This is a genomic window from Kitasatospora sp. NPDC059648 (assembly GCF_042734825.1).
In the GTDB taxonomy this organism is placed as follows: Bacteria; Actinomycetota; Actinomycetes; order Streptomycetales; family Streptomycetaceae; genus Kitasatospora.
Genome location: NZ_JBHWDU010000010.1, coordinates 138,701 through 160,290, shown reverse-complemented (window position 1 = coordinate 160,290; position 21,590 = coordinate 138,701). Strand labels below are relative to the sequence as shown.

Genomic DNA, 21,590 nt, shown 5'->3' with positions numbered 1-21,590 from the left:
GCGGCGGGGTGACGGCCCCGCCGCCGGCGGCCCCGGTGCGCCGGACCGTGCGGTGTCGGCCGCACCTGGTCGGGCAGGCCGTTCAGTCGGGCAGGTTGCCGTCGCCGCCCATGTTGGCGGTGATGCGGCGCAGGACGTTGACGGCGGTCACGAACTCGGCCTCGTCCACGCCCTCGTGGGCGCGGCGGTGCACGCTCAGGTTGCGCTCGCGGGCCCGCAGGCGGGCGGCCTCGCCCGCCCCGGTGAGCGACATGGCGCCCGTCGCCGCGTCCTCCCGCAGCCAGCCGCGGGCGGCGAGGTCGTCGAAGACCTCGCCGAAGTCGATGCCGAGGTCTTCGTAGCGGGCCAGGCGCGCGGCCAGCGTGGCGCGGTTCCAGGCGCCCGGGGCCCCGGCGGCGTGGTTGAGCGTCCACCAGTGCGGCTGGGTCAGGCCCTCCAGGGCCAGCTGCTCGCGCAGCGCCCCCACCACCCTCCGGTACACCTCGCCGGTCCACGCGCCGATGGGCTGGGCGGCCAGGGCCTCGTGCGGGTATTCCTTGAGCGTCACGGCTACGCGCCCCCTTCTTCGTCGGATCACCAGGACGCGACCACCGTAGAACCTCAAGTCGGCTTGAGGTCAAGGCGGTTCGTGCGCGGTGCCCCGGTGGTCGGATCACGCCGAACCCGGGCGCGCCCCGGCACCCCGTGCCGAGCCCGCTCCCGGGCCCGCGCAGGCGGCCGCCACCACCGCCCAGGAGCGGGCCCGGCCCCCCGCTGTGGCACGCCGCCGGTCACCCGCACAGGCGGCCGGCGCCTTCCTGCTCCTGCCCGCCCCCGCGCCCTGGCACCGCCCGGTGCGCGGGGGATCGCCGCCCGGCAGAGGGGAACCGGCGGACCGCCGCTGTTCCCCCGCCCCCGCCAGGCGAGGCCTGAAGCCTGGTCACCCATCCCGCCGCCGGGCCCTCGCCGCCGGGCCACACCGTCCGCTACGGGTCACCGGCCTGCTCGACACCACCCACCGGATCCTGCTCTGACCGCTGGACGACGGCGTGCCGCGGAAGGACGACGGCGCCGCGGCGCCCGACTTCTCCGGCACTGTCACAGCCCCGCGCTAACCTCCGGGCATGACGACCTCCCCCACCCTCGCACCGTGGTCCGAGCCGGGCCTGGACCTGCTGCATCGCCAGAACACCCCCGAACTGACCGAGCACCTGGGCGGGGTGGAGAGCGCCGAACAGGTACGGCGCCGACACGAGCGCTACCTGGCGATGACCGACGGGCAGATGTTCCTGCTGCTGCTCGACGGCGAAGTCGCCGGCTCCGTCGGGTACTGGCCGCACGCCTGGCAGGGACAGGACGTCTACGAGACGGGATATGCCGTACTGCCCGAGTACCAGGGCCGGGGCCTGGCAGTACGGGCACTGCTGCTGTGCGCGCAGCGGGCCCAGCGCGAGGGCGTGCTGCCGTGGCTGCACGCCTTCCCCTCGGTACGGCACGAGGCGTCCAACGCGGTGTGCCGCAAGGCCGGCTTCGAGCTCCTCGGCGAGGTCGCCTTCGAATACCCCCCGGGCCACCACATCCGCTCCAACAACTGGCGCCTGGCACTCACCAGTTGACCCCACACCCGGCCCCACTCCGCCCGCCCTTGCCCGCGCCCGGCTACGCGGCCCTGGTGGGCGCCGGGCTATGTCGTCGGGCTCAGCGTGCTCACCGAGGCGCCCACCGCCGCCGCGGTCAACACGGCAATCAGCGGACGGCCGGTGGACGCCTGCTTGAGCCGTTGTTGCCGCGGGGTACCAAGCCGAACATCCGCAGGTGGCGTGCCGACCCGCTGAGTGCGGGGGCCGGTCGAAACACTGCGGCCGCCGCTCGGTAGCGTTTGTCTCTTCGGGCGCCATCAGGGGTCTGGATTCCCATGAGGTGAATGCTGATGACGCTTGCCGAACTGCCTGTCGTGTGGAGCCTGCCTCCTGAGGATGCCCGAGCCGGGTGGCGGCCCTTGTGGTGGAGCGTCGGACCGAGCAACGAACTCGCGGTGATGCTCATCCAGGAACGGAACCTGCACCGTTCCCCGCATGTCAAGGGGTGGATGGGATGGAGCGTGACGGCTCCGTGTGATGGCGTACTGGTCGTGGTCTCGGGCGGAACCGAAGACCGCACCCCCGTCACCGGCATCCCCGCGTGGACCGGCCACCTGGCCCTGCTTCCGGGGGCACGCTTCTTGTTGGTGTCAGGGCGGATACACCAGGACCAGAACGGGGTCTGGGAGAGGAACGCGGTTGTGTACTCCCCCGCGGGACATCCGGTGAGTCAATTCTGCGTCGGCGATGACATCGACTACGTCATCACCGACCGCGACGGCGGAATCTGGGCCTCGTACGGTGACGAGGGCATCTACGGAGACCATCCGGAGACCAGCGCCGGCCTGGCCCGCTGGAGCACCGACGGCACCCACACCTGGAGTCCTCGGGGGCGGCTCCCCGTATGGCCCCTCGGCGGAAGCGCGGGCGCCACGGAGGGGGCGGCGGTCTGGCTCGCCTGGTACAGCCACAAGGGTGCCTTCCTGTCCCGAGTCGATCCCGCCACCGGCGACGTCACCAGTTACCGCAACCCGCTCAAGGACACCGACGGCATCGCCGTCCGCGGCACTCGGATGGTCCTCACCCAGCGGTTCCACAACCGTCCCACCGTCGAGCTGAACCGTGCGGAGCTCATCGGAGACGCCTGGGTGATCACCGCCCAGGAGAAGCTGCGACTACCGGGCCCGGTAGTCATGCGCTGCGCCCAGGGCCGCGACGGTTTCCTCTGGCTCCGCGCCGGCGACAGCTGGGTTCAGGTCGAAGCTTGAGCCGTCAACGCTCGACCGCACGGTCCCGCTGACGTGCTGCGCGTCCGACGGTCATGAGTCACCACCGTACTCACGTGCCGGGCGCCGCCCACCACTTCCGCAGCACCTGTTCCGCCGGCTTCCCGTGCGGGGTGTACGCGAGGTTCTTCGCCGTCTCGCCGCTGCCGGGCCAGTCGTCCCACATCCACCAGCACACGCCGGCCCACCACGGCTTGTCGTCGAAGGAGTCGAGCAACGCCTCGTAGGCGGCGGCCTGTTCGGCGTCGCCGTCGCTCTTGCTGACGGTCCAGGAGTACGGGGCCGTGGTGGTGCCGCGCTGGCTGACGTAGCCGGCCTCGGTGAAGAGGACCTTCCGCTGCCGACTCGCGGAGAAGGCGGCGAGCCCGTCGGCGATGGGCTGCCAGGCCCGGCGCAGCTGCGCCGGGTCGGTCGTGGCCCGGTCGGCGAGCGGCCAGTAGGCGTCGATGCCGATGACGTCGAGGTCGTTCCAGAACGGGATCTGCCGGTACTCGTCGTAGTTGGCGGCGTACGTCAGCGGGCCCTTGTAGCGGGCCCGCACGGCGGCGATGACCTCGCTCCAGCGCGGGCCGTCCTGCGAGGTGCCCGCGAGCTCGGTGCCGACCGCGAGCTGTTCGACGCCGGTGTCGGCGGCGAGTTGGGCGTAGTGGGTGATGAAGCGTTCGTAGGCGCCGAACCAGGCGTCCGGGTCCTCGGGCTTGATCCTGGCCCGGTCGCCGCCCTTGGTGAGGTCGACGTGGGGCTTGACCATGGTCCTGAGCCCGGCGTCGTGGGCGAGGCGGATGATGTTGCACAGGCTGTCGTCGGCGGCGGTCTCGTCGGTGGTGTGCATTTCCGGGTCGCCGACGCGGTCCTGGTACCAGGTGGGGGTGAAGGTCACCCACCGGGCGCCGGTGGCGGCGATCTGCCGAAGGTAGGTGCTGGCCTGCGGGCTGTTGTAGTCGTCGGTGTTCCACGCGGGGAGCGTCATGCCCCGCAGCCGGCTCGCCGCGGTGTCCTCGGGGCCACCGCTCGCACCACCGGACCCGGTGGGAGCGGCGGGGCCGGCCGAGCCGCCGCGGCTGCCGCTCGGTCCGGTGGCCGACGGCGTGGTCGTTTCGTCCTCGCCGCCGGACGAGGAGCATCCGAGGGCGGCGAGGAGGACGGCCACCGCCGACAGGGCCGCGGCGGCCGCTCTCTTCATCGGGTTCACTGCTGGGGACTCCTCACCTGTCGGGGAGTTCAGTCGGCGAGGTCGTTCGGGCCGACGAAGGTGTAACCGAGGGCCCTGATGCCGTCGATCGTCTGCTGGAGCGGGGCCACGTCGTAGTACGGGTGGTAGAAGAAGCTCGCCACGCCGTCCCGGACGGCCAGGTTGGCCTTGGCGGAGGCGATCAGATCGGCGGGCAGTCTCGCCGGGTGGTTGTTGTACGGCAGCGGCTCGTAGTTGCCGATGTCCTCGGGCAGCACGGTCGTACCGTAGACGTCCGTCACCCGGTACGGGAAGAACTGGCCGATGTAGCGGCCGGCGTTCACGGGCGCGCCGCTGAGCGTTCCGGCGAAGTAGAGCGAACGCTCAAGCCGCGCCGTGTAGTTCTGGCCGAAGGCCCGGTAGTCGGCGGCCGAGGCGGCGTAGTGCGGGGTCGTCCAGAGCGTGGGCCGGAGCAGGCCGGCCGCGGCGAAGGCGGCGAGGGCAGAGGTGACCCGGTTCTGGGCCCAGGCGGTGGAGTCCTCGGCGGGCGGACCGTCGTAGACGACGTTGTCGGCGGCGTCGACATGGGCGCGGAAGAACTCGAAGTCGTCGCCGGTGACGCCGGTGTACGGGTTGTCGACGTTGCCGTACTGGTGGGTGTAGCCGTGGTTCATCAGCACGGCGCCGTGCTGGAGCATGTACCGGAGCGCGGCCACGACGTCCGGGGCCTGGGCCAGGGTGACGGTCCGCGGGACCCCGTTGTCGTAGGCGCCCTTGGGGTCGGTGTACACGGGGATGACGTTGATCCCGTAGGGGATGTTCTGCGAAGCCAGGTAGTCGGCCATGGCCCGCAGTTGCGTCGGGTCGGAGTCGGGGCTGATGTCCTCCAGCCGGACGAAGGCCCGGTGGCGCTGGGTGGTGGCCGGGGCCAGCGAGTCGAACAGGAGGTCCTCGAAGGCGATCACGCGGTCCGACTCGGAGACATAGGAGAAGGGGATCTCCCCGACGTAACTGAGGTTGGCCGAGCGGATCGCCCACGGGCTGGTGGCCCCGGTGGTGCCGTCGACGGCCTGGGCGAGCTGGGTGACCTGCGGGTAGCCCGCGCCCGCGAGGGCGGGGTGCAGCACTCCGCCGTCCTGGCCCGCGGGGATCTTCCGGGTCAGCGACTGGCTCTTGTACGTGACCTGGTTGATGGTGCCGACGCTGCCGTTGGCCTCGAAGTAGGAGTTGGTCGGGTCCCAGCCGTACTTCTTCTTGAAGTTCTCGATGCCGACGGCGGTGGCCATGTTCCAGACGTTGTCGCCGATCCAGGTGACCGGCTTGGCGGTGGTCATCGCGTCCTGGTAGAAGGCCGCCGGGACGGCGTCCGGAACGGCTCCGCCGTAGTACGTCGAGCCGATGTAGAAGGTGGCGGTGTACTGCTCCACCGTGCTCGCGGTGTACCCGGAGACCGGCTCGGCGGTGACGCTGCCGAAGTGGCCGGCGAGGTTGGCGACGGCCATCGCGTAGAGCTCACCGAGGTAACCGTAGGGGCCGGTGGTGTCGTAGAGGACGAGCGCCGAGGTGCCGGCCGCCCCGGCCGTGGCGTTCGGGTCGCCCGCGGCGGCCTTGGGGGCCGTCTCGTTGAGGGTGCTCGCGGCAGCCTTGGGAGCCGCGACGGTGGCCCGGGCGGGCGCCGGGGTGACGGTGAGCCGGTGGGCGTGGCGTTCGCGGTCGTCCGCCAGCCGCGCCGCGTTCCAGGCCGTCAGGTCCGCGGGGCCGACGGCGGAGGACGGGCCGGGGGCGGCGGCCGCGTCGAGCCCTCGCGACGCGGCGGACGGCCTCCCGCCCCGGGCCGCCGCCTCGGCGCCGGTGGAGAACGCGACGCCGCCCAGCAGCGCGCCGACGACGGACACAACGAGCGGGACGAACGGGACGCGGGAAAGCGGAGCTCTCCCTCGCGCATTTCTCATCGTGCCCCCTGACTGAAGATTCTTGTCGGGCCCCCGCCAAAGTCCTCGGGTGATATCCATTTTTCGGATCTCCGTCCGGGACGCGCCCGGCGAAGCCCGCGAAGACACGATCGGGTACGGCGATGAAGCACCGACAGATCGCCGATTCTCACGCCGGGCCGGGAAGGGTGTCAACCGGAAATCGGCGCCCGGGGCGCCGCATTCATGACAGACCCTCCCCACTGCGGCCGATTGAGCCAGCCCGGGCCGGTTCCGGCCATCGATCCCACGCGTCACACAGCCGTCGGACCAGGCACGATGCACATCTGATCTGCGGAATTAATCATTCCGATCCTGATCTTCCCACAATTTCCGACTTCCCCGTGCCCGCCGTCTGATAGCTTCCGGTTCGCAACGCCTCGGAACGACAAACGAGGCGGAATCCGGGGGGATCTCATGTACGGAAAACCCGCTCTGGGGACAGCCCTGCCCTTGGCCGGACTGACGGCAGCCCCAGAGGTTCTGCCGGGCCTGCCCTTTGCCAAAGACCTTCAGGAAGCGGCCGGCGCCGGATTCCTGCTCTACTGCTCCGTGGCCGTCACCCTTGCCGGGGTAAAATTCTGGTTCGCTTTCCGGAACCCCGGAGGACGCCGGTGATCACGGACGTTCTCGTCTGGTCGAGCACCGCCATCATCGTGATGGCGGGCTGCTACAACTCCGCCCTCTTCCTCCTCTCCAGACGCCGGGTCCGCAAGGACCGCGCCCCGCACGCCGAGCGGCTCTACGTCTTCCTCCTCGCCTGCCTGAACGAGGAGAAGGTCCTCGCCGAAAGCCTGGCCCGGATCACCTCGCTGCCCGTCGGCGGCTTCCTGGCCCTGGTCATCGACGACGCGTCCGAGGACCGCACCGCCGAGATCGCCCTCGCCGCCGACCCCGGCCGGGTCAAGCTGCTCCGGCGACACCTGCCCGACGCCCGCAAGGGCAAGGGCGCCGCCCTCAACGCCGGCATCCGCCACCTGCGGGAATCCGGCATCCTCGACGGCCGCGACCCGAGCGACGTCATCGTCTGCGTGGTGGACGCCGACGGCCGTCTCGACCCGCACGTCATCCAGGCCGTCGACCCCTTCTTCGACGACCCTCGCACCGGCGCCACCCAGGTCGGCGTCCGCATGTACAACCGTCACCAGGGCCTGCTCGCCCGCCTCCAGGACATGGAATTCGTCATCTACGGGGACATCTTCCAGTCCGCCCGCCGCTACTTCGGCAGCGTCGGCATGGGCGGCAACGGCCAGTTCATGCGGCTCTCCGCGCTGGACACCCTCGGCGACGGGAGCGGGAAGGGGCCGTGGAGCGACTCCCTGACCGAGGACCTGGACCTCGGGGTGCGCCTGATCGCCCGCGGCTGGACCAACCACCACTGCACCACCGCCGCCGTCTCCCAGCAGGCCGTGCTCGACCTGCGCCGGCTGGTGCGCCAGCGGTCCCGCTGGTTCCAGGGCCACCTGCAGTCGGCCCGGCTGGTCCCGCTGATCCTGCGCGAAGTGCCCACCCGAGCCGCGCTCGACCTGCTGTACCACCTCTCCAGCCCCGTGCTGATCCTGCTCACCTCGCTGCTGCCGCTCTCCTTCGCCGTGGCCGCGGGCGGCGTCGTGGCCGGCTCCGTCGAGGCCGGACGCCCGCTGATGTCACCGATGTGGTTCACCGGCCCGTACGTCCTGTCCTTCACCGCGGCGTACGCCTACGGCTGGGTCTACTCCCGGCGCGAGCGCGGACTCGGCCTGGTCCGCTCGGTGCTGCTCTCGCACGTCTTCGTCGTCTACGGCTACATCTGGTTCGCCGCCGGCTGGTGGGGTCTGTGGCGGATGCTCACCGGCAAGCGGACCTGGCTGAAGACCGCGCGCACCTGAGGCGCACCCGCCCCACTCGCTGTCTCCCTCCCTCCTTGCGCCTCAAGCAGCTTCAAGCACCCTTCCTGGAGGCCCCATGCCCCCGAACGGCTCGACGACCCCGAACCCCGGCCCGGCGCCCGTCCGCGCGATGCTCGTCCTGGGCACCCGCCCGGAGGCGATCAAGCTCGCGCCCGTGGCCCGCGCCATGGCCGCCTCCCCGTACTTCGAACCCCTCGTCGTCACCACCGGCCAGCACCGCGAGATGCTCCAGCAGATGCTCGAACTGCTCCGGGTCCAGGCCGAGTTCGAGCTCGACGTAATGAGAGAGCGGCAGGAGCTGTCCAAGCTGACGGCCCGGCTGGTCGACGGGCTGGGCGAAGTCGTCCGAGCCGAGCACCCCGACCTCGTCGTCGTCCAGGGCGACACCACCTCCGCGCTGTCCGGCGCCCTCGCCGCCTTCTACGAACAGATCCCCGTCGCCCACGTCGAGGCCGGGCTGCGCACCGGAGTGCCTGACAACCCCTTCCCCGAGGAACTCAACCGCCGGCTCATCGGCCGCATCGCCCAGCGGCACTTCGCGCCCACGCCCCGCGCCGCCGGGCACCTGATCGCCGAGGGCGTCCCGGCGGGCGAGGTGTTCGTCACCGGCAACACCGTCATCGACAACCTGCTCTGGGTGCTCGAACAGGACGCCGGCCGCGACCAGTTCGAGAGCGACGGCGGCCGACGGCGCCTCCTGGTCACGCTGCACCGCCGCGAGAACCAGGGCGACACGATGCGCGCCATGGGCAAAGCGCTGCGCCTGCTGGCCGACCGCGGCGACGTGGAGATCATGCTGCCGCTGCACAAGAGCCCGGCCGTCCGCGAGGTCCTGTTGCCCGAACTGTCCGACCATCCGGACATCCGGATCGTCGAGCCGCTGGGCTACGCGGACTTCTCCGCCACCCTGGCGGGCTGCGACCTCGTCCTGACCGACTCCGGCGGCATCCAGGAGGAGGCCCCCACCCTCGGCAAACCCGCCCTGGTGCTGCGCACCACCACGGAGCGGCCCGAGGCCGTGGAGGCCGGCGCGGCCCGGCTGGTGGGCACGGACCCGGACGTCATCCTGGACGCCGCCGTACGGCTGCTGGACGACGCGGAGGCCTACCGACGGATGGCGAAGGCAGGGAACCCCTTCGGTGACGGGCACGCCGCAGCGCGGATCGTGGCACAGCTGGCCCGGGACTTCGGTGCGGAGGCGGCGGCCACGGCGGGCCCGTCGGTCAGCCCTCGGCCCGGCGGTGCGGGGTCATACTCGACGGCATGACGAGAGTTCGCCGGGGCCTCGCCCTCGCCCTGCTCGCCGCCACCACGGCGACGGGACTCGCCGTCGCGGTGAGCACCGGCGGGGGAGGCGGCGGAGGGACGGCCCGGCCGTGGGCCGACGGTTCGGTCCACGGACCGTGGCGGTCGGTCTTCGACGGCCACGGCGAGAACATCGGCCTCGCCAACGGCCTGTCGCTCTCCCCCATGCCCGCGCGCACCGCGTCGGAGACCCACGCGGGCCTGGTCGTCTCCACCCGGCAGTACCGGGACATGGACCTGAAGGCGCGGATGCGCACGGTCGCCCAGCTGCGCACGCCCACGCCCAACCCGTGGGAGGTCCCGTGGCTGGTGTGGGCGTACTCCGATCCGGAGCACTTCTACTACCTCATCCTCAAGCCCAACGGCTGGGAGTTGGGCAAGCGTGACCCCGTCTACCCGGGCGGCCAGCGCTTTCTGGCGACGGGCCCGGACCAGTTCCCCGTCGGCCCCTGGTCCGGGGTGACGGTGGCCCAGCGCGGCGCGCACCTGGAGGTGAGCGTCGGCGGCAGGGCCCTGGTGTCCTACCAGGACGACGAACGCCCGTACCCGGCCGGCAGCATCGGGGCGTACACCGAGGACGCCCGGGTGGAGTTCACGGACATCGCGGTGGAACCGGCGCAGTAGCGCCGGCCTGGCCGTCGGACGGAGGAGCGGCCGGAACAGCGGCCGGGAGGGCGGCCGCGATGCAGTCGAGGACGCGCTCCAGGCCGGAGCCGAACTGCTCGTCGCGGCCCATCCGCGGCTGACGCGCCTCCGTCGCGATCCTGCCGAAGATCGGGTACCGACCGCTCTCCAGCAGCTGCTGGACGTACGGGTAGCTGCGCGCCAGCCACTCGGACTCGCTCACCCCGCTGCGGCGGACCTCCTCGGCCCAGCTGACCTCGTCGCGGGCGGCGCCCTCGACGTAGCCGTTGAGGAGGGCCATCAGCGCGAGGTTCTCGTCGATCGGGACGTGGGCGTCGAGCACCCCCATCACCGCTTCGATCAGGCGCAGTTGCTGGGGGCCGAAGACCGGCAGCGCCCGGTGCGCGGTGGCGATCCACGGGTGCCGCAGCCACATGGCGCGCAGCCCGTGGGCGTAGCGGGCCAGGTCGGCTCGCCAGTCGCCGGAGGGCATGCCGTCGACGTCGATCTCGCCCATCAACCGGTCGGCCATCAGTAGGACCAGGTCGTCGCGGCTGGGGACGTACCGGTAGAGCGACATCGCGCCGGCGCCGATCTCGGCGGCGATCCGCCGCATGGTGGCGGCCTCCAGTCCTTCGGCGTCGGCGATCCGCACCGCGGCCTCGGCGATCTGTGCCCGGCTGTAGGCGGGTTTCGGTCCGCGGGCGGGGCGTTCGGGCCGCATCCAGATGTTCACGTACTCGGCGTCGGTCACGGTCGGCCCTCCTTCTTGCGTACGCGGTACCCGGTAATCTACCTTGGCCACCATGACCGCGTACAACGTACTCAGTAGTGGCATCGGATGACGGCGGCCGGGACCGACGGGCCGCCGCCGATCAGCGCCCAGCACCGCGACACCGCCGTACGGCGGCTGCAGGAGGCGTACGCCGAAGGACACCTGTCGGACGAGGAGTTGGACGAGCGTCTCCGGACGGCACTCACCGCCACCACCCCCGGCGGGCTCGACTCGGCCCTGGCCGCGCTCCCGGAGCCGCCCCCGGACGCCACGGCCACCATCACCGGCACCGGAACGGGCGGGTGGATCCGGCGGCGCGGCGCCTGGAGCGTCCCCCGGGTCCTCAAGGTCGCGTCCGCGCTCGGCCGGGTGCGCCTGGACCTGTCCCGGGCGGTCATCGCGCACCCGGTGGTCGACATCGAGCTGCACCTCGGCACCGGCGGTGCCAACGTCATCGTGCCCCGGGACGCGGTCGTCGACCTCGGCGGCCTGCACGCCGGCCTACGGGCGCCGCGTTACCGGCCCCGGCAGCCCGCCCGGGCGGGCGGGCCGACGATCCGGATCTCCGGGGGGCTGGGGCTGGGACGGCTGAGGATCCGCCACGCACGTTGGTGAAGCCCGTCAGCGAGCGACCGTCCGCCCGCCTCGCGAACCCGCCGGCCCGGCCGAGGCCGTCCGGCAGCGGGCGGCCATAGGTGTCACCGGCCTCCGCGAGCGTGGTCGTCCGGACCTGTCGACCGTGGGCGTCCAGCCACTTGTCGGTGTCGGGCGCGAGTCCGCCCCGCCAGAGTTCGACGACGTGGGCCAGGGCGGGGTCGTGCGGGGTCAGGGAGACGTCCCGGCCCCGCTCCACCAGCAGGCGGCTGCCCGGGGCGGACAGCGAGCCGACGGCCGACGGGTCGACGGGTCGACGGGTCGACGGGTCGACGAACAGAGCGTCGGGCCGACCGCTCTCGAAGCCCCGGACCCGCGCGACGGGCAGGGCGGTGCGCGAGACCGGGCTCATCGCGTCAGGCCGTCGACGTCATGCCGGCAATCTTCCCTGCTCCACAAGTCCGGCCGCGGCGACGGGAATTCCTCGCGCTCGTCGGCGTTCCCTGGCATGATCCGGTCTGCGCCCGACTTCGCACCGGGTGCGAACGGGTCCGGCGGGAGGGGTAGGACCGGTGGGGAGTCCGATGGACGCGCGTACGGTACGGACGCGGGACGGTGACGATGCCTGAGGATTCAGCCCCTCCGCGGGACACGCCCCCTCCGTCGAAGAAGCCGGAACCGTCACCGAGCCTCCGCGAGAGGCTCTGGGCCCTCGCCCGCATCACGATCATCGGTCTGGGGCTGGCCCTCACCGTGTTCGGCTTCGTCCGGTTCGTCGACGTCTTCGAGGAGATCCACACCTACCGGGCCGCGCCGACCTGCGCGACCCCGGCGGCGAAGCCCGGTGAGCTCTGCGCGGCCCTGGAGAGCGGCCGGGTGACGAAGCGGTGGACGGAGGCGGACGACGGTTCGACCGCCTACAAGCTGGCCGTCGCCCGCGAGACCGCGCCCACCGACGCCTACGACGTCGGCGAGGCGTTCTACGACGACGTCGAGCCCGGCACCACCGTGGAACTGAAGGTCCTGCGGGGCAAGGTGATCGAGGTCAGCTACCACGGGCACCGCGCGAAGCCCCTGCACATGCCGTGGCTGAAGTGGATCGAGTCCAGCGCGCTGATCGGCGCCGGGCTGGCCTTGGTGCTCACCGGGATGTACCTGGAGGAGATCGACGTCCTGGCAAGCATGTTGCTGGCCTCTGGCGCGGCCGCCGCGGTCGCGACCGCCGTCGGCTCGGCCGTCCTGATCACCATCCAGTGGCCACTGATCGTCACTCTGGTCATCGGCGTCGCCTTCTGGCTGCTCGCGGCCTACGTCTGTGTCCGCACCCTGGAAGACTTCTGACCCCGCCCGGCCGCGCTGTCCGACCCGCGCACTACGCTCCCCCGCATGACTGCCGCACCGCACCTTCCCGGATTCGAGGACGAAGAGCTGCTCCCGGGCGAGGACCTCGCGAGCGAGCCCGCCTTCTGGCTCGCCCACCTGCTCCTGACCCTGGGGCACGATGTGGAGGAGCCGGAGGAGTACGGCGTCGCCCGCGCGGCCTACGACGCCCTGGTGGAGCGGCTGTCCGCCACCGAGACACCGACACTGCTGCTGCGGGTGCCGTTCCGCCGCCCCCGGCAGATTCCACTGGCGCTCGGCATCACTGAGGAGCAGGCCCGCACCCTGGCGGAGGCCCTCCGCGGGCATTGAGAACTGCTGAACGATTGTCAGGTCCCGCACAAGGGAAGGAGCCTCCCCACACCCGCCGTCCACCGGGAGGACCCTCGTGCACACCAGGACCACCAGGACCACCAGAACAGCCAGGGCCGCGTCCGCCCTGCTGACCACCGCCCTCGCCGCGAGCCTGCTCGGCGCCGCCCCCGCCTGGAGCGCACCGGCGGACGGGCGGGGCGCACCGGCGGCGGACGCACCCCACCGTCAGGTGGAGGCCTTCGCCGAGGACGGCGGCATCTCCCGCGCCACAGCACCGACCGCCTCCCCCTACCTGGCCGCCCCGCCCGCCGGCCTCGCCGCGCCGGGCGGCGACGGCGAGGTCACCTCCCTGGTCCGCAACGGCGATCCGGCCGCCAAGCTGGACGTGGTGGTGGTCGGCGACGGCTACTCCGCCCAGGAGCAGGACAAGTTCCGCACCGACGCCGCCGAGAAGTGGCGCGAGATCACCGCCGTCGAGCCGTACGCCACCTACCAGCGCCTGTTCAACGTCTGGGCGGTCTCCGCCGTCTCCCCGGAGTCCGGCGTCACCGGCGATCCGGACCAGGCGACCGTACGGCACACCGCCCTCGGCTCCTACTTCTGGTGCGACGGCGTGGAGCGGCTGCTCTGCGTGGACGAGAAGGCGGTCGAGCGCTACGCCGCCAAGGCCCCGCAGGCGGACCTGGTGATCGTGGTGGCCAACAGCGCCAAGTACGGCGGCGCGGGCTACAACGACGTCAAGTCCCCGGTCGGCTACGAGGGCATCGCCACCGTCGCGGGCGGCAACGCGAGGTCCGGGCAGATCGCGGTGCACGAGACCGGACACTCGCTGGGCAAGCTGGCCGACGAGTACGCCTACGACGGCCAGGGCACGTACCAGGGCGACGAGCCGCCGGAGGCCAACCTCAGCACGCTGACCGCCGACCGGATGAGCGACCGGGGCACCAAGTGGGCCCGCTGGCTGGGCCAGTCCTCGCCCGACGGCGGGACGGTCGGAACCTACCAGGGCGGCGGCTACTACCCCACGGGGCTCTACCGGCCGACCGAGAACTCGATCATGCGCTCGCTCGGACGGGAGTTCAACCTGCCCGGGCGGGAGGCGATGATCGCCGGCTTCTACCGCCACGCCACCCCGCTGACCAGCCCCACCCCCACCGGCAGCTGGCTCACCGCCGCCGACCGGCTGACCGTCGACCTGCCGGTGTCCGGCACCGTACTGCGCTGGTACCTGGACGGACGCGAGCAACCCCGGCTGCGTGGGCGCACCGCCCTCGACCTCGACGCCCTCCACCTGACCGGCCCCCGTTCCCGGCCGCACCTGCTCAGCGCCGTCGCCACCGACCCGACCCCGGCGGTCGCCGACCCGGCGCTACGGGCCGAGCTGACCGGCAGTCTGTCCTGGCTGGTGACGCGCTGACCGGCTCCGCCGGGGGCTGTCCGGCCGATCGCTGACGGCGTACGCCCCGCCGGAGCCCGGTGGCCGCCCGCCCCGCGACCCTTCGCGCGGGCGGGCGACCGGCGGGTCACCGGACGCCGGCTACCGCCGGGGACGTCGTCCCGGCCCGGTCGGGTGGGTGCTGGTGGACCGCGGACGACGGTGGTCCTGGAGACCTTCTCCGAGCGGCCGCTCTCACCGCTGACCGGCGAATGATCGTCACGTCACCGGACGACAGGTCTAGGCGGAGGCGCTGAGCCCGCCCAGGAGGTTCAGCGCCTCCTCGGCGGGGCTCCCGGGCGGGGCCGTGTAGACCACCAGGAGGTGGTGGGCGGCGCCGGGGACGTGGAAGGTCTCGTAGTCGAGCGTGAGGTCGCCGACCGCCGGGTGCCGGAAGCGCTTGGGGCCGTGGGTCTTCTCGTGCACGTGGTGCCCGGCCCACAGCCGGCGGAAGGTCTCGCTGCCCAGCGACAGTTCGCCGACCAGGTGCACGAGTTCCGGGTCGTGCGGGTGCCGTCCGGCGGCCATCCGCAGGATGCCGACGGTGGTGCGCGCGGCCTCGTCCCAGTCGAGGTGGACCTCCCGCGCGTCCGGGTCCAGGAAGATGCGCCGGGCCATGTTCCGCTCGCGCGGGGCGAGGCGGGGAAAGTCGGCGATCAGGGCGGCGGCCGGCCGGTTCCACGCCAGGACGTCGTTGCGGCCGCCGAGCGCGCCCACCCGCTCCTGCTCCCGATGACCGCCCCGGTCCTCCTGCTGCTGCCGCTCGCCGCCGGCCGGCTGGCCGCGCGCACCTCGGTACGGGCGGTGCTGACCTGCGCCTCCGCGCTGATCGCGGTCGGCGCCCTGCTCCTGACCACCCTGCACGGCAGCGCATCGTGGCCCGAACTGGCGCTCCCCCTGCTGCCCTTCGGGGGCGGGGTGGGGCTGGCGTTCGGAGTCATGGACAACGCCGCCGTCAGCACCGTCCCGGTCGCGAACGCCGGAGCGGCGGCGGGCATCTTCAACACCATGCGGATCACCGGCGAATCCGTCGCCGTCGCCGGGGCCTCCGCGCTGCTCACCGCGCTCACCGCCGCCCGGCTGAGCGGCAGCGGTCTCCCCTCCGGAGCGGCGACCCGCATCGCCGGACAGGCCGTCCAGGGACAGGTCACCGAAGCGCACCGGGCCGCCCTGACGGAGGGGCTGACCACCGCCTTCCACACCCTCGGCCTCGTCCTCGCGGCGCTCTCCGCGCTCGGTGCGGTTCTCACCCACCTCGCGCTCGCGCCCCACCCGGCAGTGCCGGGGCCCGGTCAGATCGGCGGTGTCCGAGCGGGCGCCGTGCCGCCGTCGGGGGCGGGCCGCCGGATCCGCCCCTCGGGGAGGTTTTGGCGGGCGCCGAGGAAGTAGTCCGGGCCGTCCTCGAAGCCGAGCGGTCCGAGCAGTTCTCCGTCGGCCGCCACAGCCGGGACGGAACGGGGTACACGCCCGCCATCATCCAGTCGTCGTCGCCGAGTGCGGGCGCGGAGAGGTGCCGGATCGTCAGTGGTCCTTCCGTCCGGGCCGGCGGGAGGAACGCTGACGGTCGTCGGCGCCATGGTCCTCCAGCTCCCGGAGCACGTTGTGCCCGTCGGCGGACGGGTGGTCACGGCAGGCAGGACCACGGTCCACGGCCACGCCCCAAGTCCTCAGACGGCGGGCCAGCGGCGTTCCGTTCCCTCCGGGGGGCGGCGGCGCAGCGGGGCCAGTTCACGCTCAAGCGTCCGGACGTCCCGGGCTATGCTCGCCGCGAGTTCCTTCGGGGCGGTGTCGCTGGGCAGCCGGCGCGTCCAGGAACGGGCCTTGGCCGGGCCGTCCTGGACCATGTGGAAGGTGAGGCCCACCACCCCGCCGACGTCGGCCAGGTTCACCAGGATCCGGGTGTCGGCGAGGTCGATGGTGACCTCGTTGCCGATGCAGGAGCAGGCCACCAGGCCTTCGATGCCCTCCTCCGCCAGGTACCTGGCCAGCGGGACCGCCCTCCCCCGGACCAGAAACGGACGTGCCACCGAACCCACGGGACCCGCCTCCTCTCGCCGTACGCGTGCCGCCTCGGCCGGGCGCAAGGGCGCCGCAACAGACCGGACTCCGCCCATGCTCCACCACGCCGCCGAAAAGCGCCAACTTCGCGTCTCGCCAAGTGAATTGAGCGCATGCACCCGACCGGCGCACCGGCGCACGCCCAGGCGCACCGGGCATCGGCGTCAAGGCCGAGCGGCGCAGCCTGGACTCGCCGGCCGCGCCGCTGAGCGCCGTCACGTCGTCGGAGAACTCCTAGCGGAGGACGCCTCGCACGGCCTCCGGGTCGGTGGGCGGGAGCGGGCCGGGCCGGTCGGCCGTCAGCGCCTTGGCGGTGGCGGGCGGCGGCGTCACGTAGACCGGCGCCGGGTCGGCCTCGGGGGCGCAGGTCTTGGCGATCCGTCCCGTGCCCTGGGGCAGGCTGCCGTCGCGCAGGTAGGCGGTGAAGGTGTCGTCCAGGCACGCGTTGCCGTGGAAGAGGATCTCGTGGAAGCTGCCGCCGTTCTGGACGACCAGCTTGGAGCCGGGCAGCGCGTCGTGCATGGCGAGCCCGCCCTGGTACGGCGTGGCCGCGTCCTCGGTGGCCTGGAAGAGCAGGACCGGGGGCAGGTTCCTGCCGGTGATCCTCAGTCGGCCGGCCGGGTTGCCCTGGTAGGGCCAGAACATGCAGGCGGCGTTGTACCACATGTTGTTATAGGTGTAGAAGGGCGCGGCGGCGTTGACCCGGGCCTGGTCCTTCTTCCAGAACTCCCAGTCGCGCGGCCAGGCGTTCTCGGTGCACTGGGCGGCGTTGTAGGCCGGGAAGGCGCCGTCGTCGGCACCGGGGGCGGCGTACTTGTTGTAGGCGATGGTCAGCGGCCGGGTGTCGTGCTGGGTGAGGTAGGCGGAGAGAACGGTGGCCATCCGGGGCCAGCGCAGGAAGTTGTAGCCGCCGCTGTAGAAGGTGTCCTCGAACTCGGCGGGGCCGATCTTGCCGGTCGCCGGGGCGGCGTCCGCCGGTTCCTTGCGCAGGGCGTCCTCGACCTGGTGGTAGGCCTGTTCGACGGCCTTGGCGTCGGTGCCGAGGTGGTAGACGGAGTCGGCCTTGGCCGTCCACTCGGCGAACGCGTCGAAGCGGCGCTGGTGCTCCCGGTCCTGGAGGACGTTGTGGTCGTACCAGCTGATGGTCGGGCCGACGATGCTGTCCAGTACCATCCGGCGCACGTGCGACGGGAAGAGCTGGCCGTAGGTGGAACCGAGCGAGGTGCCCCAGGAGCCGCCGTAGAAGTTGATCTTCGGTGCGCCGAGCGCCCGGCGGATGCTGTCCAGGTCGCGGGCGTTGTCGACGGTGGTCATGTGCGGCAGCAGCCAGGACCAGTCCGCCGCGCAGTCGGCGGCGTAGCCGGCCGCCTTCCTCAGCCAGGCCTTCGAAGTCCCCTGGTCCAGCTGGTAGTCGGGGCGCTCGGCGTCGAAGTAGCGGGCGTCGCAGATCACATGGGGGTCGCTGCCGTTGGTGCCGCGCGGGTCGAAACCGATCCAGTCGTAGGTCGAGGCGACGTCCGCCGGGATCTGGCCGGATATGTAGGCGGGCATCCAGAGTCCGGAGTCGCCGGGGCCGCCCGGGTTGAGCAGGATCGGGCCCTGCTGCTTGTCCTTGGGGGCGGTGGCGGGCAGGCGGTTGAGCTTGATCTTGATCTTGCGGCCGTGCGGGTCGGCGTAGTCCACCGGCACATCGAGCATGGCGCACTGGAGCGCCGGGGTGGCGGTGTCGTTGCAGGAGCTCCAGACCAGCTTCCCCTGGCCGGAGTCGACCAGGTCGGGGCCGTCGGGCTCGACGGCGGCCGCGGGGCCGACGAGCCCGCCGAGGGTGGCCACGGCCGCGGCGGCCGAGAGCAGGGCGATGGCTTTTCTCATGGGGGCATGATGTGACATGTGCAATGGCACATCCAGGGGGAAAACCGGACTTTACCAAGCTTTGACTGCCTCCGGCCCGTGCCCCGGCAGGCCCCGCAGCAGCCGTCACCGCCCGCCTTCGCCACCGGCGCCGCTGCCGGGGCCGCTGCGCCCGCCCGGTTAGTCTGCGACATGGCCCGCTTCGTACTGACCCGCCGCAGTCCCCTGCCGCCCGCCGAATGCTGGGCACGCCTCACCGCCTGGCCACGGCACGGCGACCGGGTGCCGTTCACCCGGGTGAGCGTGGCGCGGGGCACCGGGCGCCGGCCCGGGGACGTCGTCCTGGCGCGGACGGCCCTCGGGCCGCTGCGCTTCGACGACCCGATGGAGCTGGTCGAGGTGGCCGAGCCCGCGCACTGCCAGTTGGTCAAGCGGGGGCGGGTGGTGCGCGGCGGCGCCGAGCTGCGGGTCCGCGCGGCGGGCTCGGGCAGCGAGGTGGTCTGGGCCGAGGAGCTGCGGATCGCCGGACTGCCCAGGCTGTTGGACCCGGCGGTGGGCTTCGTCGGGCGGCTCGTCTTCGGCCGGGTGCTGGACCACCTGCTGGCTACGGCCGCCGGTCCCGCTCCGGGCTGAGGGTGCGTCGGCTCAGGTACTGCTGGCGCACATAGCGCCGCTGGTCGCCCTCGACCCTCATCCGGTCGTGCTCCACCAGCCGCTCCGCCTCCCGCAGCGCGATCGCCAGCGCCAGGCCGTCCCCGTCGCGCAGGAACATCCGGTCGGCCAGTGCCGCGCGGCGCAGCCGGTACTCCCGACTGAGCCGCACCCGCCGCTCGACGGCCTTCCCCAGGGCCACGAGGTCACGCCGCTCGTCCTCGATGTCCGGCGCGTCCGCGTAGGCCTGCTCCGGGGCGGGCACTCCGCCGGCGGGCGGGGCCCAGAGCGGCAGCGGCGGCAGCTGGGGCAGTCCGCGCACCCTGAGCACCTCGTTGGCGAACTCCGGAAGGTCGACGGGTAGTCGGTGTTCGACGAAGACGGCGAACAGCTCGGCCAGCGCCCGGGGCGGGACGCCCTCCGGGGTGCCCTCGTCGGTGACGTCGATCCGGCCGAGCCGCGGGCCCCAGAACCGGCCGGGCGGCTCCGCCAGGCGCAGCCGCAGGGTGAGGTGGTGGCCGTCGTTCTCCTCGTCCCGGCCGAGCTCCATCGCCAGCCCCCGGAGGTCCGCCCAGGCGTAGTGGCGCGGCACCAGCAACCGCACCAGGGTGAGCCCGCCCTCGTCCGCACGCAGCCAGTACGCGTGGGGCGCGGCGAAGGCGGCGACCGCGACGATCGCCGCCATCACGAGGAAGGCCGCTCCCCCGCCGACCGTCCCGCTCTCGGCGAGGACGACGGCGGCCACCAGCCCCAGTATCGAGCCGACGCCGACCAGCTCCCCCCGCTGCTGCATGAACCACAACCGCACCACGTCCCGGCCCCCTCTCCCTGCCCCCACGCTCCCGAGCGGGACGGCCCTCGGCAACCACCAGCGCGGAGCTGTGACAGCGCCGTGACGAACCCCGGCAGCCCCGGGGCCCGTCTTACGACCGACATCCGCCCGAACGGCGGGCGGGGCGGCCCCGGCCGCGCCCTGACCCCGCGGGTCGGACCACCTAACGCCCGCGCAGCCGCCGGATCAGGTTGCGGGCGGCCTGCGGCCAGTCCGGGTACCCGAAGGCGAAGCCCGCCTCCAGCAGCCGGGTGGGGACGACGCGGCGGCTCTTCAGCAGCAGCTCGCTCTCCGAGCGCAGCGCGAACGCGCCGAGTTCCGCCATCCAGCGCGCGGCGGGCAGCGCCAGCGGCATCCCCCAGCCCGCGCGCAGCTCGCGCATGAACTCGCGCTGGGGCAGCGGGTTCGGGGCGGCGAGGTTGACCGGGCCGCCGAGCTCCTCGTGCTCGATCAGGAACTCGACGGCTCGGGCGAAGTCCTGGTCGTGGATCCAGGACACGTACTGCGCGCCGCCCGCGATCGGCCCGCCGACGCCGAGCCGGGCCAGCCAGGACAGCGAGTCGAAGGCACCCCCGCGCTCGGGTCCGAGGACGACGGCGGTGCGCAGCGACAGACGCCGGGTGCGCGGGGTGTCGGCCCGCGCCTGGGCGTCCTCCCAGGCCCGGGCGATGTCGATGCTGTACTGCCAGGAGGCCGGGGCGTCGGGTTCGCCGCCGCCGATCCGACCGGTCCGCTCGTCATTGGGCGCGTCGTGCCGGTGGGCGTAGACGGTGGCGGTGCTCATCTGCAGCCAGACGGCGGGCGGCCTGCGGGCTTCGGCGATCGCCCGGCCGACGGCCCGGGTGGAGCGCACCCGGGATTCCATCATGGCCCGCTGGTTCTCCGGGGTGTAGCGGCAGTTGACGCTGCGCCCGGCCAGGTTGACGACGGCGTCGCTGCCGTCGATCTCCGACGTCCAGGCTCCGGGGCCGCACCCGTCCCAGCCGACCTGCCGGGGCCCGGCGGGCCGTCGGCTCAGCACCACGACCTGGTGCCCGGCGGCGGTCAGGCTGCGGTCGAGCAGGGTCCCGAGTGCGCCGGAGCCGCCGGGGATGACGATCTTCATGAGTTCCCCCTCATCTCCGGTGGTGAGCCTAGCGCGACAATTGAACGCGTTCAATTCAGCCCCGCCCTCCACTTCGCGCAGCGCCGGCCACGGCCCGGATCGCCGGGAGGTTCACCCCGCTGAGGTTTGACGAAAACATGACATGTGGCGTTGTCCGGCCCGCCCCCGCAATGCCAGCATCACCGCACCGTCCGTACGAACCGATGGGAGAAACCCATGAGGATGCGTGCCGCCCTTCCCCTCGCCCTGCTCCCCGCGGCGGGCCTGCTCGCCGGCACGAACACCGCTTCGGCGGCGGGCTACCCCGGCTACCAGTGCTTCAAGACCGCCGACCGCGCCGTGTACTGCAGCGACGTCAAGGTCAAGAACCATGCCACGGGCGCCGCCTGGATCGCCTCCTGCCCGGCCGACGTCGTCGCCAGGATCTCCGGCAAGCCCTACGTCGCGGCCTCGCGCCCCTCCTCCGCGCACAGCTGCTGACCCGAGGGCCACAGCAGTGGCCGCCCGGCGAACACCCGCCGGGCGGCCACTGTCGCCCACTCCTGGCACACCCGGCCATGGCGGGTAAGACCGGCACCCGCTGCCCTGGCGCGACGTCGAACGCCACCACGCTCGAAGTCACCCTGACGGGCCACCAGGAACTCGTGCAGTGACCGGCGTCACCGGTGCGGTCGGCCGAAGTCCGCACACGCACCGGCGGGAGCTGCTACAAGTGACCGTAGTCGCTGGCATCATGGAAATGGTGGTGAGAACGGGTGACCTGGGTCGGGATCGGTAGCGTGCTCGGCAA

Annotated in this window: 21 protein-coding genes; 12 read left to right on the top strand and 9 right to left on the bottom strand. The window is 72.6% G+C overall.

Features of this window, described 5'->3' with window-relative positions; genetic code table 11:
* Positions 1–82: 82 nt before the first annotated feature.
* Entirely contained in the window at positions 83–547 is a 465-nt protein-coding gene (locus ACFV1W_RS09560; protein ID WP_380414680.1) for a MarR family transcriptional regulator, read from the bottom strand.
* A gap of 556 nt (positions 548–1,103) precedes the next feature.
* Between ACFV1W_RS09560 and ACFV1W_RS09555 the strand changes: the two genes are divergently transcribed.
* Entirely contained in the window at positions 1,104–1,595 is a 492-nt protein-coding gene (locus tag ACFV1W_RS09555; RefSeq protein WP_380414678.1) for a GNAT family N-acetyltransferase, read from the top strand.
* Positions 1,596–2,284: 689 nt separating this feature from the next.
* Complete coding sequence (locus tag ACFV1W_RS09550; RefSeq protein ID WP_380414676.1) at positions 2,285–2,827, top strand: hypothetical protein; 543 nt, start codon at positions 2,285–2,287, stop codon at positions 2,825–2,827.
* Between the two features lie 70 nt (positions 2,828–2,897).
* Here ACFV1W_RS09550 and ACFV1W_RS09545 read toward each other — a convergent pair whose 3' ends face one another.
* Both ACFV1W_RS09545 and ACFV1W_RS09540 read right to left on the bottom strand, forming a co-directional pair.
* Positions 2,898–4,028: a glycoside hydrolase family 113 gene (locus ACFV1W_RS09545; protein WP_380414690.1), complete on the bottom strand. Its 1,131-nt coding sequence runs from the start codon at positions 4,026–4,028 to the stop codon at positions 2,898–2,900.
* A gap of 38 nt (positions 4,029–4,066) precedes the next feature.
* Positions 4,067–5,911 carry a DUF2334 domain-containing protein gene (locus ACFV1W_RS09540; RefSeq protein WP_380414674.1) on the bottom strand — a complete coding sequence of 615 codons (1,845 nt, stop codon included), beginning with the start codon at positions 5,909–5,911 and terminating at the stop codon, positions 4,067–4,069.
* Between the two features lie 689 nt (positions 5,912–6,600).
* Here ACFV1W_RS09540 and ACFV1W_RS09535 point away from each other — a divergent pair.
* From ACFV1W_RS09535 to ACFV1W_RS09525, 3 genes are all read left to right on the top strand, one after another.
* Positions 6,601–7,854: a glycosyltransferase gene (locus tag ACFV1W_RS09535; protein ID WP_380414672.1), complete on the top strand. Its 1,254-nt coding sequence runs from the start codon at positions 6,601–6,603 to the stop codon at positions 7,852–7,854.
* A gap of 76 nt (positions 7,855–7,930) precedes the next feature.
* Positions 7,931–9,142 (top strand): non-hydrolyzing UDP-N-acetylglucosamine 2-epimerase, encoded by a 1,212-nt coding sequence (wecB, locus tag ACFV1W_RS09530; RefSeq protein WP_380414670.1) that lies wholly within the window; start codon positions 7,931–7,933, stop codon positions 9,140–9,142.
* The gene (locus ACFV1W_RS09525) at positions 9,139–9,804 is read left to right on the top strand and encodes a calcium-binding protein (RefSeq protein WP_380414669.1); all 666 of its coding nucleotides are present in this window, start codon (positions 9,139–9,141) and stop codon (positions 9,802–9,804) included. The genes wecB and ACFV1W_RS09525 overlap by 4 nt, the downstream gene beginning before the upstream one ends.
* Here ACFV1W_RS09525 and ACFV1W_RS09520 read toward each other — a convergent pair.
* Positions 9,773–10,558: a TetR/AcrR family transcriptional regulator gene (locus tag ACFV1W_RS09520; RefSeq protein ID WP_380414667.1), complete on the bottom strand. Its 786-nt coding sequence runs from the start codon at positions 10,556–10,558 to the stop codon at positions 9,773–9,775. The genes ACFV1W_RS09525 and ACFV1W_RS09520 overlap by 32 nt on opposite strands.
* Positions 10,559–10,645: 87 nt before the next feature.
* On the opposite strand from ACFV1W_RS09520, the gene ACFV1W_RS09515 reads away from it, so the two are divergent.
* From ACFV1W_RS09515 to ACFV1W_RS09500, 4 genes are all read left to right on the top strand, one after another.
* On the top strand, positions 10,646–11,194 hold the full coding sequence (locus tag ACFV1W_RS09515; protein ID WP_380414666.1) for a DUF1707 domain-containing protein: 549 nt from the start codon (positions 10,646–10,648) through the stop codon (positions 11,192–11,194).
* A 600-nt stretch (positions 11,195–11,794) separates the two neighbouring features.
* On the top strand, positions 11,795–12,514 hold the full coding sequence (locus ACFV1W_RS09510; protein ID WP_380414664.1) for a hypothetical protein: 720 nt from the start codon (positions 11,795–11,797) through the stop codon (positions 12,512–12,514).
* 45 nt (positions 12,515–12,559) lie between these two features.
* The gene (locus ACFV1W_RS09505) at positions 12,560–12,865 is read left to right on the top strand and encodes a hypothetical protein (RefSeq protein ID WP_380414662.1); all 306 of its coding nucleotides are present in this window, start codon (positions 12,560–12,562) and stop codon (positions 12,863–12,865) included.
* Between the two features lie 76 nt (positions 12,866–12,941).
* The gene (locus ACFV1W_RS09500; protein WP_380414660.1) at positions 12,942–14,285 is read left to right on the top strand and encodes a M64 family metallopeptidase; all 1,344 of its coding nucleotides are present in this window, start codon (positions 12,942–12,944) and stop codon (positions 14,283–14,285) included.
* Positions 14,286–14,543: 258 nt separating this feature from the next.
* Here ACFV1W_RS09500 and ACFV1W_RS09495 read toward each other — a convergent pair whose 3' ends face one another.
* The gene (locus tag ACFV1W_RS09495) at positions 14,544–15,020 is read right to left on the bottom strand and encodes a hypothetical protein (RefSeq protein ID WP_380414658.1); all 477 of its coding nucleotides are present in this window, start codon (positions 15,018–15,020) and stop codon (positions 14,544–14,546) included.
* Between the two features lie 15 nt (positions 15,021–15,035).
* Here ACFV1W_RS09495 and ACFV1W_RS09490 point away from each other — a divergent pair, with 15 nt between their 5' ends.
* Positions 15,036–15,692: a hypothetical protein gene (locus ACFV1W_RS09490; protein WP_380414656.1), complete on the top strand. Its 657-nt coding sequence runs from the start codon at positions 15,036–15,038 to the stop codon at positions 15,690–15,692.
* Positions 15,693–15,970: 278 nt separating this feature from the next.
* On the opposite strand, the gene ACFV1W_RS09485 is transcribed toward ACFV1W_RS09490, so the two are convergent.
* Positions 15,971–16,330 (bottom strand): hypothetical protein, encoded by a 360-nt coding sequence (locus ACFV1W_RS09485; protein ID WP_380414654.1) that lies wholly within the window; start codon positions 16,328–16,330, stop codon positions 15,971–15,973.
* A 265-nt stretch (positions 16,331–16,595) separates the two neighbouring features.
* Complete coding sequence (locus ACFV1W_RS09480) at positions 16,596–18,233, bottom strand: alpha/beta hydrolase (protein ID WP_380414652.1); 1,638 nt, start codon at positions 18,231–18,233, stop codon at positions 16,596–16,598.
* Positions 18,234–18,404: 171 nt separating this feature from the next.
* Here ACFV1W_RS09480 and ACFV1W_RS09475 point away from each other — a divergent pair, with 171 nt between their 5' ends.
* Entirely contained in the window at positions 18,405–18,845 is a 441-nt protein-coding gene (locus ACFV1W_RS09475) for an SRPBCC family protein (protein WP_380414650.1), read from the top strand.
* Here ACFV1W_RS09475 and ACFV1W_RS09470 read toward each other — a convergent pair.
* On the bottom strand, positions 18,817–19,656 hold the full coding sequence (locus ACFV1W_RS09470) for a hypothetical protein (protein ID WP_380414648.1): 840 nt from the start codon (positions 19,654–19,656) through the stop codon (positions 18,817–18,819). The two genes, ACFV1W_RS09475 and ACFV1W_RS09470, sit on opposite strands and share 29 nt — an antisense overlap.
* A 202-nt stretch (positions 19,657–19,858) precedes the next feature.
* Positions 19,859–20,800, bottom strand: a complete 942-nt coding sequence (locus ACFV1W_RS09465; RefSeq protein ID WP_380414646.1) for a TIGR01777 family oxidoreductase — start codon at positions 20,798–20,800, stop codon at positions 19,859–19,861.
* Between the two features lie 216 nt (positions 20,801–21,016).
* Here ACFV1W_RS09465 and ACFV1W_RS09460 point away from each other — a divergent pair, with 216 nt between their 5' ends.
* A complete protein-coding gene (locus ACFV1W_RS09460) occupies positions 21,017–21,280 on the top strand; it encodes a hypothetical protein (RefSeq protein ID WP_380414645.1) in 264 nt (87 codons plus the stop codon).
* The last annotated feature ends 310 nt before the right edge of the window (positions 21,281–21,590 follow it).

Excerpts from the sequence above, each read along its gene's own strand:
- ACFV1W_RS09555 (WP_380414678.1), top strand. The coding sequence starts at position 1,104 with ATGACGACCTCCCCCACCCTCGCACCGTGGTCCGAGCCGGGCCTGGAC.
- ACFV1W_RS09545 (WP_380414690.1), bottom strand. The coding sequence starts at position 4,028 with ATGAAGAGAGCGGCCGCCGCGGCCCTGTCGGCGGTGGCCGTCCTCCTC.
- wecB (WP_380414670.1), top strand. The coding sequence starts at position 7,931 with ATGCCCCCGAACGGCTCGACGACCCCGAACCCCGGCCCGGCGCCCGTC.
- ACFV1W_RS09525 (WP_380414669.1), top strand. The coding sequence starts at position 9,139 with ATGACGAGAGTTCGCCGGGGCCTCGCCCTCGCCCTGCTCGCCGCCACC.
- ACFV1W_RS09515 (WP_380414666.1), top strand. The coding sequence starts at position 10,646 with ATGACGGCGGCCGGGACCGACGGGCCGCCGCCGATCAGCGCCCAGCAC.
- ACFV1W_RS09510 (WP_380414664.1), top strand. The coding sequence starts at position 11,795 with ATGCCTGAGGATTCAGCCCCTCCGCGGGACACGCCCCCTCCGTCGAAG.
- ACFV1W_RS09505 (WP_380414662.1), top strand. The coding sequence starts at position 12,560 with ATGACTGCCGCACCGCACCTTCCCGGATTCGAGGACGAAGAGCTGCTC.
- ACFV1W_RS09490 (WP_380414656.1), top strand. The coding sequence starts at position 15,036 with ATGACCGCCCCGGTCCTCCTGCTGCTGCCGCTCGCCGCCGGCCGGCTG.
- ACFV1W_RS09480 (WP_380414652.1), bottom strand. The coding sequence starts at position 18,233 with ATGAGAAAAGCCATCGCCCTGCTCTCGGCCGCCGCGGCCGTGGCCACC.
- ACFV1W_RS09475 (WP_380414650.1), top strand. The coding sequence starts at position 18,405 with ATGGCCCGCTTCGTACTGACCCGCCGCAGTCCCCTGCCGCCCGCCGAA.
- ACFV1W_RS09470 (WP_380414648.1), bottom strand. The coding sequence starts at position 19,656 with ATGCAGCAGCGGGGGGAGCTGGTCGGCGTCGGCTCGATACTGGGGCTG.
- ACFV1W_RS09465 (WP_380414646.1), bottom strand. The coding sequence starts at position 20,800 with ATGAAGATCGTCATCCCCGGCGGCTCCGGCGCACTCGGGACCCTGCTC.
- ACFV1W_RS09460 (WP_380414645.1), top strand. The coding sequence starts at position 21,017 with ATGAGGATGCGTGCCGCCCTTCCCCTCGCCCTGCTCCCCGCGGCGGGC.